This window comes from Actinotalea alkalitolerans, assembly GCF_023369855.1.
In the GTDB taxonomy this organism is placed as follows: domain Bacteria; phylum Actinomycetota; class Actinomycetes; order Actinomycetales; family Cellulomonadaceae; genus Actinotalea.
Genome location: NZ_JAMBPP010000006.1, coordinates 115,249 through 127,388, shown reverse-complemented (window position 1 = coordinate 127,388; position 12,140 = coordinate 115,249). Strand labels below are relative to the sequence as shown.

Genomic DNA, 12,140 nt, shown 5'->3' with positions numbered 1-12,140 from the left:
CCTGGCATCGTGGGGCGCCCCTCGCTCGGCCGACGGGGACATCAGGCCGGCACCGCGGAGAGCCGTGGCAGGCGGACGTCGACCAGCCAGGCGTCCAGGAGCTTCTCGACCGACCGCTCGAGCACCGCTCCCCCGGCATCGGCGGCGTGCTCGCGGGCGTGCGCCCGGAAGTCCTCGGTCGTCACGCTCGTGTCCGCGTGGCGCGCCGTCCAGGCGCGGACCAGCCCGAAGAACACCTCGTCCCCCAGGGCGCCGCGCAACGCGTGGACGGTCAGCGCCCCACGCTTGTACACCCGGTCGTCGAAGATGTTCGGGTAGCCGGGGTCCGACAGGACGAGGTCCTGGGGCAGCGTGGACAGCCGCTCGTGCCACAGCCGCGCCATCGCCTCAGCACTCGCACCACCGGACGCCTCGGACCAGACCCACTCGGCGTAGCACGCGAAGCCCTCGCTCAGCCAGATGTGCTGCCAGGACGCGACCGAGACGGAGTTCCCGAACCACTGGTGCGCCAGCTCGTGCGCCACGAGGCGCTCCTCACCGGTCGCCGAGGAGAGGTGGTTCGCACCGAAGATGGACAGGCCCTGGGCCTCGAGCGGGATCTCGAGGTCGTCACCGGTCACCACGAGCGTGTAGGTCTCGAAGGGGTACGGCCCGAAGCAGGTCGTGAACAGCGACATGAGGTCGCCGTGCTGGTCGAGGTGCTCGCGGGCCGGTGCCCGCAGCTCCCCCGGGACCAGCAGGAGCTGAGGTACGGGGTCCTCGGCGAGCACGTGCTCCTCGTACCGGCCGATCTGCACCGACGCCAGGTAGGTCGACGTGGGGTGACGTTCCTCGTACACCCAGGTGGTCGTGCTCGCGCGACCCTTCCTCGAGACGAGCACCCCGTGCGCGAGCACGCGGTAGGGGTTGTCGACCGTGAGCGAGGTCCGGTACGTGGCCTTGTCCGAGGGCCGGTCGTTGCACGGGAACCAGGTCGGAGCGCCGGTCGGCTGGCTCGCGACCACCACGCCGTCGGTGAGCTCCTCCCACCCGACGGGCCCCCAGGGGCTCGGGGTCGGGGTCGGGGTACCCCCGTAGCTCACGACGACGGTCAGCGCGGTCCGCGCCGGGACGCGCTCGGCGAGCCTGAGCACCAGGCGACCACCACGGTGCGTGAAGCGGGCCAGCCGGGCACCGACCAGGGCGACCTTCTCGACGCTCAGCCCCACCAGGTCGAGCGAGACCTCCTCGACGGCCTCCCGGGTGAGCAGCCTCAGCGTCGCGGTCCCCGCGAGGCGGTTGGTGCGGACGCGATAGGTCAGGTCGAGGTCGTAGTGCTCGACGGCGATCGAGGCGCTGCCGTGCTTCGACGCGTACGGGTCCACCGCACCCGGGTGGTCTCTGGCCGTCACACCGGCACCGGGTCCGGCGCGACCGGCCACGGGGCGATCGGGTTGCCGACCCACCGTGAGCCCGCCGGGACGCGCTCACCGCGCAGGACCAGCGACGCCGGTCCCACGCTGGCACCAGCGCCCAGGCTCGCGGCCGGCAGGATCACGCCGTGCGGCCCGAGGGTCGCACCGTCGTCGAGCGTCACCGTGTCCAGGCTCATCACGCGGTCGTGGAAGAGGTGGGTCTGCACCACGCACCCTGGTCCGACGCTCGCGCCGTCGCCGAGCCGGACCAGGTCCGCCTCGGGGAGCCAGTACGTCTGGCACCACACGCCACGGCCGATCCGCGCACCCATCGCCCGAAGCCACCACACCAGCGCGACAGTACCGCTCACGACGTCGGCGAAGAACCGGGCGGCGACCATCTCGGTGAAGGTGTCAGCCAGCTCACCACGCCACACCGCGGGGCTCCACAGCGGGTGATCTCCCACCCGGAACCGCCCCACGAGCGCCCACTTCGCGGCCACCGTGACCCCGGCCGCGACCACACCTGTGCCCAGGAGCACCACGCCCCCGAAGGCCGCTCCCAGGCCCCACCCGCCGGCGACGACGACGGCCTGCAGCGTGAGCAGCGTCGCGAGCGCGAGCAGACCGACGACGAGTGCCGGGACCACGCGGCACACCTCGACCAGCCCGCGGGCCACGCGCAGCCGCCGCGGCGGGTCGTAGGTGCGGCCCGGGTCATCGAGCACCGCGGCACGGGGCAGCCGGACCGGGGGGCTGCCGATGTAGCTCGAGCCCGCGCTGGTGCGCCGCGGTGTGGCCGAGAGGACGGCGACCAGACCGTTCTTGGGCACCGTGCGGCCCGGAGCGGTCATGCCGGAGTTGCCGACGAAGGCTCGCCGGCCCACCTTGGCCGAGGCCACCCGGACCCAGCCGCCGCCCAGCTCGTAGGGGGCGACCATGGTGTCGTCCGCGAGGAAGGCGCCGTCCTTGAGCCGCATCATGCTCGGCAGGCCGATCACCGTCGAGATCTCCGTGCCGCGGCCCACCTCGGCTCCGAGCAGGCGCAGCCACGACGAGGTCGCCACCGAGGAGTAGACCGGGAACAGGCTCGTGCGTGCGGCGTCCATGAGTCGCTGGACCGACCACGCCTGGAGGCCCGCGCGCGAGCGCACCGGGTGGTAGCCCGGCTCGAGCCCGCGCCCCAGCAGGCGGACGCTGCCGACGACCAGCACGGCGTACAGCGCGTAGGCGCCCAGGGTCGCCGCGGGGGCGACGAGCAGAGCGGCGCCGACCGCCTGGGTGAGCGTCGCCGTCTCCCGCACGGCCGCTCCCACGACCAGCAGCGCGGCGCCCACGGCGACCACCGGCAGGCCGGCGACCACCGTGCCGACCGACGCGTAGCCCACGACCCAGACCGCCGACCTCGCGGAGGTCGACGGACGGTCGGACGGCCACGGGTGACGGGCCTCGTGGGCCTTGGTCGCCGGCGACCCGGTCCAGTACTCCGCCTCTCCCGTCGCGCCGTGCACGGCCGATCCCGCCGCGACGTCTGTGCCTTGGCCCACGTGCGCCCCGGGGTACAGCACGCTCCGGGCACCCACGGTGGCGCGCGCGCCGACGGTGATGTGCCCGAGGTGGACGACGTCCCCGTCCACCCAGTACCCGCACAGCTCGACCTCGGGCTCGACCGCGCACTCGCGGCCCAGCGTGAGCATCCCGGTGACCGGCGGCAGCGAGTGCAGGTCGACACCGGGCCCCATCCGTACGCCCAGCGCACGCGCGTACAGACCGACCCACGGTGCACTGGCCGGGGTGATCGCCCCGAAGCCCGCCGCGAGCTGCTCGGCGGCCCAGAGCCGCAGGTGCGCCCCACCACCACGGGGGTACGAGCCCGGGGTCACCCCCAGCAGCAGCAGCCGCGCACCCAGCGCGGTGACCCCCATCCGCCCCAGGGGGCTCACCGTGACCACCCACCCGGCGAGCGCCCACCACCACGGGACAGGCACCGCCCAGGGCACCCCCCACACGCCGTCGAGCAGGGCGTTGACCGCCGCGAGCGCAGTCAGCCAGCGCAGGCCGACGAGCGTGCGCAACGGGACGAGGGCCAGCAGCTGGGCGACCTGGCTGCCGACAGGCACGGGGCGGACCAGCCGGGCGGGTCCCTCGGGGGCCGGGTCCTGGGTGGCCTGCGGCCAGCGCGCTCCCAGGTGCGCTGCGAGGTCGCCGACGGTCGGGTGGTCGTAGACCTCGGCGACCGTGACCTGGGGGTACCGGACCCGTAGTGCCGAGACCAGCTGCGCCGCGGTCAGCGAGCTCCCACCGCGGGCGAAGAAGTCGTCGGCGGCGTCGGTGGGGTGCACGCCGATGACCGCAGCCCACTGCTCGCCCACCCAGGCCTGCGTGCCGTGCAGGGTCGAGCCCGCGCCCGGGTCCCCGAGCCCGTCGATCGGCCACGGCAGGGCGTCGCGGTCGATCTTCCCCGAGGTGCGGGTCGGGATGCCCTCGACGACCGCGAGCACCGGGACCATGGTCGCCGGGAGCTCGTCGCGCAGGCGGCCCAGCAGGTCGGCCCGGTCGAGGGTGGTCGAGCCGTCGGGAACGACGTAGCCGACCAGGAGTCCCGCCCCGGTCGGTGAGTGCCGCACGGCGGCGGCAGCGGCGGCCACGCCGGGCAGCGACTGCAGTGCCGTCTCGACCTCGCCGAGCTCGATCCGGTGGCCGTTGACCTTGACCTGGTCGTCGGCCCGGCCCAGGAAGACCAGTCCCTCGGGGTGGCTCTCGACCAGGTCGCCGGTGCGGTACGCGCGGTCCCAGCCGAGCGTGGCCGACGGGCCGAACTTCACGGCGTCGAGCGCGGTGTCGAGATAGCGGGCCAGGCCGACTCCCCCGATGATCAGCTCTCCCGACCCGCCCTCGGGGACCTCCTGCCCCTCGGCGTCCACGACCGCCAGGTCCCAGCCGTCCAGGGGCAGCCCGATCCGCACGGGCTCGTCGGGCTCGAGGAGGGCGGCACAGGTCACCACGGTCGCCTCGGTCGGCCCGTAGGTGTTCCAGACCTCCCGTCCCGGCGCGTGCAGCCGGACCGCGAGCTCGGGCGGGACCGCCTCGCCACCGAAGATGAGCAGCCGCACGCCGTCCAGGGCGTCCACGGGCCACATGCCCGCCAGCGTGGGGACGGTCGACACCACGGTGATCTCGCGCTCGACGAGCCAGGGGCCGAGCTCGCTGCCGGCCCGGACCAGCGCACGCGGGGCCGGGACGAGGGCCGCACCGTGCCGCCACGCCAGCCACATCTCCTCGCACGAGGCGTCGAAGGCCACCGACAGCCCCGCGAGCACCCGGTCGCCGGGGCCGATCGGCGAACCCTGCAGGAACAGCCGTGCCTCGGCGTCGACCAGCGCGGCCGCGCTGCGGTGCGTGACAGCGACGCCCTTGGGCGTCCCGGTCGAGCCCGAGGTGAAGATGACCCAGGCGTCGTCGTCCGGACCGGGCCCGCTCGGCCGGGGCGCACCGAGAGAGGGAGCGGTGGCGGGCCGGCCGGAGCCGGGGCGCCCGTCCGGCCCGAGGACCTCGAGCCCGTCGCCCATCACCGCGGCGACGTCGGCCTCGGCGAACACCCGACGGGCCCGCTCGTCGGGGTCGTCCGCGTCGACGGGTACGTAGGCACCACCGACGCGCAGCACCGCCAGGATCGACAGGTACAGCCCTACGGTGCCCGAGGTCGCGCGCACGCCGACCCAGTCCCCGCGTCCCACCCCTGCGGCCGACAGCTGAGCGGCACGCAGCCCGACGGCCTCGGCGAGCGCCGTGTAGGTGAGCACCTCGTCACCGTCGTCGATCGCGACGGCATCGGGGTGGCGCTCCACGGTCGCGGTGAACACGTCCATCAGGGTGCGGGGGGCGGGGGCGCGATGACCGGCGCGCAGGGCCCCCTGCACGGTGACGTCCTGGTTGATCACGGTCGGCGGTGCTCCTGCTTCGGGTGCGCTCCCTCGACTCCGGGCCGTCGGGTGCTTGCGGTCCACCCCTGCCGGGCGGTGGTCGCCGGATGGTCGCACACCCGGGTGAACATCAGGCGACGCCCGACGCCCGGGCGTCCCACCGTGCAGCAGGGACCAAGATCCCGCTCCACGACAGAACTGCGTAATACATTACTTAGATGGATCGCTCCCCCGTCGAGGCCCGGCTGTTCGGTGCGCTGTTCGTGCTCGGGCAGCACCTGAACCGCTACGCCGACGACGCGCTCGAACGCTACGGCGTGACCGCCCGGCAGTGGCTGCTGCTCGCCGTGCTGGTGCGCGGGTTCCCCGGGGAACGGCCCACGCTCTCCGAGACCGCCGCGGCCTACGGCACCTCACGTCAGAACGTCAAGCAGATCGCGCTCCAGCTCGCCGCACGTGGTCTGGTCGAGCTCGAGACGGACCCCCGCGACCGCCGTGCGACCAGGCTCGCCGTCACGCCGCTGGTCTCCGGGACGTTCGACGCGCCCGAGGCCGCCCGTCACCAGCAGGAGGTCGTCGCCGGCGTGTTCGCGACCCTCGAGGACGCCGAGCTCGCGACCTTCGAGCAGCTGATCGACCGCTGTCTCGGAACTCTGAATCGGAGCGCAGCCCGATGAGCGGCTCAGCATCCGTGCCGAGGAGGCCGACGCCCGGGACGAGGGGTCCCGTGCGCCGCACCGTCCGGGTCGTCCTCGGAGCGCTCGTCGTGGCGCACGGAGGTGTGCACCTGCTGGGCGCCGCCGCCGGCCTGGGGTGGACCTCCACGAGCGAGCTCGAGGTCACGACGGTCGGCGGATGGGCCTGGCTCGCCGTCGCTGCCATCACCGTCGCAGCGGGGACGGCCCTGCTGGCCGGCCGGCCCCGCTGGTGGCAGCTCGGTGCCGTGGCGGCGGCAGGCTCACTCGCTCTGGTCGCCACCCACTGGCCCGCCCCGGCACCAGCGCTGCTCCCCGACGCCGCGCTCCTGCTCGCCGTCCTGCACGGGTGGTGGTGCGCGAGCCCACGGTCGCTGCGCGGCCGGTACCGCACCGGGGTCGCGGCGTCCCGCGACGAACCGACCCCGTCCAGCCCGGTCAGCGACGCCGACGTCGACAGGCTGCCCCCGGTGGTCGCCCGGTACGTCCGCCGCACCGGCGCGGTGGGCAGGCCGCGCGTCAGCCGCGTGCGCGTGAGGCTGCGTGGTCGGATCCGCGGCGGACCCGACGAGCCGTGGATGACCTTCACCGGGGAGCAGGTGAACACCTACGGCGAGCGACCCACGCGCCACTTCCTGCTCGACGCGACCCGTGCCGGGCTCCCGATCGACGTGCTGCACGTGCTCACCGACGGCACGGCCACCATGCAGGCGCGTCTGCTCTCGGTGATCCCGGTGGTCCGGGGCGCCGGCGCGGAGATGGACCGCGGCGAGACCGTCACCCTGTTCAACGACCTGTGCCTTCTCGCGCCCGCCGCGCTCGTCGACGCCCCCGTGACGTGGGAGGAGCTCGACGACCGGCGCGTGCGAGGCACCTACCGCACCGGCGGGCAGGAGGTCAGCGCGGTGCTCGTCGTCGATGCCGAGGGCGACCTGCGGGACTTCGTGTCCGACGACCGTCTGCGCGCCTCCCCCGACGGACGGTCCTTCACGCCGATGCGCTGGTCCACGCCGGTGGGCGGGTTCGCGCAGTCCGACGGCCGTCGCCTGGCCGGCTCGGCACGCGCGCTGTGGCACGCCCCGGAGCCCGAGGGAACGTTCGTCTACGCCGAGATGGAGCTCACCGACATCGTCACGGATCGTCCGGAGCCCACCTCGGGCAGGACCACGGCACGTCGCGCGTGACGGACTTCCCTCGACGGGCCCGGCTCCCTCACCCGGGCTCCTGCTGCGCGGGTGACAGCGACGTGCACACGCACGCCTTGTTCCCGTCCTGGTCCGCGATGACCGTGAACGACGGCGCCTGGCTGTCGTCGACGACGGTGCCACCCGCCGCGACCGCGGCGGCGATCCGCTCGGCAGCGACCTCGGGCGCCACCCAGACGTCGATGTGGAAGCGCTGACGCGGGGTCTCGTGCTCGTCGGTTCCCTGGAACCAGAGGTTCGGGACACGGCCGGTCACGTCACGGACCTCGTCGTCGACGGTGCCGTGGCCGCGCGCGTCGAGGCTGCCGGTGAGCAGCACCGCCCACACGGGTGCCAGGACGGCGGCGTGCGCGGTGTCGAGCGCCAGCTCGATCGCGGTGACCGACGTCGGCTCGGCGCGCACCGCCTGCTCCGCGGCGATCGCGGTGATCCTGCGCGCGAGGTCGACGTCCTGCTGGGTGACCCACTCGACCCGGTGCTCGGTGCCGTCCTCCCCCCGGAGGACCGCGTCCTGGCTGAGCAGCTTCAGGTCCACGCAGTCGTCGCCGATCGTCACCCGCGGGTGGTGCCCCAGCGCGTCACCCGCAGCCGCCACGGCCGCGACGAACTGCGCACCGGCGCTGAAGTCCTCCACCCGGTAGCGGGCATGGAGGCCCTGACCGAGCCTGCGCCAGTCGGCGAGGTCGACCGCCGCGATCTGGTCTGCGTCGAGCATGTCCATGAGCACGACGGTACGTCCGGACGGACGACGTGGCACGTGAGCTCACGCCGTGGCTCGTGCTCACGCCGCGACGCTGGTCAGGTCGAGGGTGGTGCCTGCGCGGCGACGCGTCCCTCGACCGTGACCGGGGGGATCTCCGGCAGCTGTTCGGAGCGCGCGAGGCGGGCGTGCCGACCGAGCGGCAGCACGAGCGGTCGGCCGGTGATCGGGTCGGGCATGACGTGGGCCTCGAGCCCGAACACCTCACGCACCGTCTCGACGGTCAGCACCTCATCGGGGGTCCCCACCCTGTGCACCCGCCCGTCGCACACCGTGACCAGCCGGTCGGCGTAGCGGGCTGCGAGGTTGAGGTCGTGCAGCACCATGAGCACCGTGGTGCCGCGGTCGCGGTTGAGGTCGGTCAGCAGGTCGAGCACCTCGACCTGGTGGGCGACGTCGAGGAAGGTGGTCGGCTCGTCGAGCAGCAGGATGTCGGTCTGCTGGGCGAGCACCATGGCCAGCCACACCCGTTGACGCTGCCCGCCGGACAGCTCGTCGACGCTGCGGTCGGCCAGGTCGGCGGTGCCGGTCACGTCGAGCGCGTCGGCCACGGCGGCGGTGTCGGCAGCCGACCACGGGGCGAGGAACCGCTGGTGCGGGTGACGACCGCGACCGACCAGGTCGGCCACGGCGATGCCCTCGGGGGCCACCGGGCTCTGCGGGAGCAGCCCGAGCGTGCGCGCCACCTCACGGGTGGGGAGCCGGTGCAGGTCCTTGCCGTCGAGCAGCACCTGCCCGGACGCGGGCGACAGGAGCCGGGCCAGGGCGCGCAGCACGGTCGACTTGCCCGAGCCGTTCGCCCCGACCACGGCCGTGACCTCGGCGGGCACGACGGCCAGGTCGAGATCACGCACCACGACGCGATCCCCGTAGGCCAGGGTCACGTCCTGGGCCCGCAGGTCGTGCCTGGGCCGCAGGTTCTCGCTCTCGTCGGTCACAGTGCTCCTCCGGTCCGGTACGTGCGCACGAGCAGGTACAGCAGGTACGGCGCGCCGAGCACGCCGGTCACGACACCGACCGGGTAGCGCGTGCCGGTCGCGAGCTGCCCGACCAGGTCGGCGGCCAGCACGAGGATCGCTCCGACCATCCCGGCAGCGAGGACGGGCGAGTCGCCCTGCCCGATCAGCCGGGCCGCGATGGGGCCGGCCATGAAGGCGACGAAGGCGATCGGTCCGGCGGCCGCGGTGGCGACCGAGAGCAGGGTCACCGCGGTGGCGATGAGCACCAGGCGGGTGAGGTCGACCGGCACGCCCACCCCGGCGGCGGCGTCGTCGCCGAGGCGGAGCTGCTGCAGGTTCCTGGCCTGGCCGGCGATCAGCGGCAGACCGACGGCGAGGGCGAGCAGGAGCGGCAGGGTGCGCGACCAGCTCGCCCCGTTGAGGCTCCCGGCCAACCACTGCATCGCCGCCTGCAGGTCCCACTGGGAGGCGCGGCTCAGCACGTAGGTGACGGTCGAGTCGAGCATCGCCGCCATCCCGATGCCGATCAGGATCAGCCGCGTCCCGGCGAACCCCTGCCGGACGGCCAGCAGGTAGATCAACGTGGCGGTGGTGAGCCCTCCGCCCAGGGCGAGCAGCGCCACCGCGGTGTCGCCGAGCGACAGCACGACGATCCCGAACACCGCGGCCGCGCTCGCGCCCGAGCTGATCCCGATGACGTCGGGGGCGGCGAGCGGGTTGCGCAGCATCGTCTGGAACACCGTGCCCGCCACGCCGAAGGCGAGCCCGACCGCGAGCCCGGTCACCGCGCGCGGCAGCCGCAGCTCACGGACGGCGAAGCTCGCCCCGGGGATGTTCTCCCCGGCCAGCGCCCTCAGCACGTCCGCCGGCGGGTGGTAGGTGGTGCCCGCGAGCAGGGACGCGGCCAGCAGGGCGAGCGCCACCACGGCGAGGACCACCAGGACGCGCCGGCGCCGCGCTCCTCGGCGCGCACGACCGGCGACCACCACGGAGGTCGTGGTCAGGACCGCGGTCACAGCTCACGCACCTTGAGCCGGCGGACCAACGCGATGAACACCGGTGCGCCGATCAGGGCGGTGATGATCCCGACCTCGATCTCCGCCGGCCGGGCCACGACCCGGCCCACGACGTCCGCCGCGGTGAGCAGCGCCGCCCCGGCCAGCGCGGAGATCGGCAGCAGCCACCGGTGGTCGGGTCCGACCAGGAGCCGGACGGCGTGCGGGACCACGAGCCCGACGAAGCCGATCGGCCCGGCGATCGCGGTCGCAGCCCCGGTCAGCACGACGGCGCCGACCGAGGCGAGCAGCCGGGTCCGCGCCACGCGCACCCCGAGCCCGACCGCCAGGTCGTCGCCGAGCGCGAGCGAGTTCATCGCGCTGGCCATCCCCACCACCAGGACCGCCCCGGCCAGGAGGAACGGCGCGACCGCCCCGATGCGCTCCCACTGGGCCCCGCCCACCCCGCCGATCTGCCAGAACCTGAAGGTGACCATCACGTCGACCCGCGGCAGCAGGATCGCGCTGACCAGAGAGGTGAAGGCGGCCGACATCGCCGCGCCCGCGAGGGCGAGCTTGAGCGGGCTCGCGCCGCCGCGGCCGAGCGAACCGATCGTGTAGACCAGGACGGCCGCGGCCGCGGCACCGCCCATCGCCATCACGATGTAGCCGACCGGTCCGGTCACGCCGAAGAAGACGATCCCGACGACCACGGCGAGCGCGGCCCCGCCGCTGACCCCGAGGATGCCCGGGTCGGCCAGGGGGTTGCGGGTCACCGCCTGCATCGCGGCGCCCGCCATCGCCAGCGAGGCACCGATGATCATCGCGAGCACGGTGCGCGGGATGCGCTGGCGCACCGCGGCCTCGGCCACGACCGAGCCCTCGCCGAGCCCACCGGTCCCGGTGAGCGCCGAGAACACCTCGGCCAGGCTGACCGGACGGGTGCCGAACGCGACCGAGGCCAGCACCGCGAGCCCGAGCAGCCCGAGCACGAGTGCCAGCACGGCCAGCCGGACGCCCACCGTCCGACCGCGGGGGGTTCCCCGACGCCCGGACGGTGGGCGTGGCAGGCCGGTGACCTCCGGCGCGTGGACCGCGACCATCGTCTAGTCGGCCAGCGGTGCCGCGAGCAGCGCGAGGTAGTCCTGGACACCCCACCCGATCGAGAGCGGCGACGGGTTGGCCGAGGCCGCCAGCGGTGTGGAGTTCTCGAGCACCGCCACCCGGCCCTCGGCGATCGCGGGGATCGTGGACAGCAGCGGGTCGGCCTGGAGCTGGGCCACGATGTCGCTGCTGGCGTCGCCGTAGGTGACGAACAGGTCGACGTCGTCGAACCGGTCGGCCTCCTCGGCCGAGACCGTCACGTAGAAGGCGTCGGTCCCGGCGGTCTCCTCCTCGACCACGGCCGGCATCGGCAGGCCCGCGTCGAGCAGGAAGCCCGGGCGGGTGTCGTGGCTGGTGTAGAAGCCGATCTGGCTGAAGTCCGAGGGGTCGATGTACGAGAACAGCACCTTCGCGCCGTCCAGCGCGGGGTTGGCGGCCAGCGCCTCGGCGACCTGGGCGTCGAGGTCGGCGACCAGGGCCTCGCCCTCCTCGGCCATCCCCAGGGCCGCGGAGCTGATCGTGATCATGTCCTGGTGCGAGGTCCCCCAGGCGACCTCGGGGTAGGCGATCGTCGGCGCGATCGACGAGAGCGTGGCGTAGTCCTCCTCGGTCAGCCCCGAGTAGGTCGCCAGGATCAGGTCGGGCTGGGTGTTGGCGACGCCCTCGAAGTCGATCCCGTCGGTCTCGTCGAACAGCACGGGGAGCTCGGCACCGAGCTCGGCGAGAGCGTCCTCGACCCAGGGCAGCACGCCGTTGTCGTCGTCGTCGCCCCAGGTCGCCGCGGCCATGCCCACCGGGACGATGCCCAGTGCGAGCGGCACCTCGTGGTTGGACCAGGCGACCGTGGCCACGCGCACCGGCTGCGCGTCGACGGTGGTCTCACCGAACGCGTGCGGGATCGTGACCGGGAACACGCCCTCCTGCGCGGCCGAGGTGGGCTCGGCCGTCGCGTCGACGTCGGCCTCCCCGGTCGAGCCGCAGGCGGCGAGGATGCTCAGGGCGGCCACGGCCGTGGCGGTCGTGAAGAGGCGCGATGCGCGCATGGGGGATCCGTTCGTCGTCGGGTGCTCCGCCTCGCCGCCGGGGCATGACCACCCGGGTCGGG

9 protein-coding genes are annotated in these 12,140 nt (G+C 74.2%); 2 read left to right on the top strand and 7 right to left on the bottom strand.

The annotated features are described in order from the left end of the window. Positions 1-41 precede the first annotated feature (41 nt). Together M1R94_RS20710 and M1R94_RS09135 are read right to left on the bottom strand one after the other, a co-directional pair. The gene (locus tag M1R94_RS20710; RefSeq protein WP_249381380.1) at positions 42-1,391 is read right to left on the bottom strand and encodes a M1 family metallopeptidase; all 1,350 of its coding nucleotides are present in this window, start codon (positions 1,389-1,391) and stop codon (positions 42-44) included. Beyond that, complete coding sequence (locus tag M1R94_RS09135; RefSeq protein WP_283253186.1) at positions 1,388-5,263, bottom strand: Pls/PosA family non-ribosomal peptide synthetase; 3,876 nt, start codon at positions 5,261-5,263, stop codon at positions 1,388-1,390. The genes M1R94_RS20710 and M1R94_RS09135 overlap by 4 nt, the downstream gene beginning before the upstream one ends. Positions 5,264-5,535: 272 nt before the next feature. Between M1R94_RS09135 and M1R94_RS09130 the strand changes: the two genes are divergently transcribed. Together M1R94_RS09130 and M1R94_RS09125 are read left to right on the top strand one after the other, a co-directional pair. Continuing rightward, positions 5,536-5,994 (top strand): MarR family winged helix-turn-helix transcriptional regulator, encoded by a 459-nt coding sequence (locus tag M1R94_RS09130; RefSeq protein ID WP_249381378.1) that lies wholly within the window; start codon positions 5,536-5,538, stop codon positions 5,992-5,994. A 50-nt stretch (positions 5,995-6,044) separates the two neighbouring features. After that, on the top strand, positions 6,045-7,196 hold the full coding sequence (locus M1R94_RS09125) for a DUF6544 family protein (RefSeq protein ID WP_249381377.1): 1,152 nt from the start codon (positions 6,045-6,047) through the stop codon (positions 7,194-7,196). 28 nt (positions 7,197-7,224) lie between these two features. Here M1R94_RS09125 and M1R94_RS09120 read toward each other — a convergent pair whose 3' ends face one another. The 5 genes from M1R94_RS09120 to M1R94_RS09100 form a co-directional block, all read right to left on the bottom strand. Further along, positions 7,225-7,938: a VOC family protein gene (locus tag M1R94_RS09120; protein ID WP_249381376.1), complete on the bottom strand. Its 714-nt coding sequence runs from the start codon at positions 7,936-7,938 to the stop codon at positions 7,225-7,227. A gap of 77 nt (positions 7,939-8,015) precedes the next feature. Further along, entirely contained in the window at positions 8,016-8,894 is an 879-nt protein-coding gene (locus M1R94_RS09115; protein WP_249381537.1) for an ABC transporter ATP-binding protein, read from the bottom strand. A 17-nt stretch (positions 8,895-8,911) separates the two neighbouring features. After that, the gene (locus M1R94_RS09110; protein ID WP_249381375.1) at positions 8,912-9,952 is read right to left on the bottom strand and encodes a FecCD family ABC transporter permease; all 1,041 of its coding nucleotides are present in this window, start codon (positions 9,950-9,952) and stop codon (positions 8,912-8,914) included. Further along, positions 9,949-11,034: a FecCD family ABC transporter permease gene (locus M1R94_RS09105; RefSeq protein WP_249381374.1), complete on the bottom strand. Its 1,086-nt coding sequence runs from the start codon at positions 11,032-11,034 to the stop codon at positions 9,949-9,951. Before M1R94_RS09105 ends, M1R94_RS09110 begins: the two co-directional genes overlap by 4 nt. 3 nt (positions 11,035-11,037) lie before the next feature. Beyond that, positions 11,038-12,078, bottom strand: coding sequence for an iron-siderophore ABC transporter substrate-binding protein (locus M1R94_RS09100; protein WP_249381373.1), 1,041 nt, complete (start codon positions 12,076-12,078; stop codon positions 11,038-11,040). Positions 12,079-12,140: the final 62 nt, after the last annotated feature.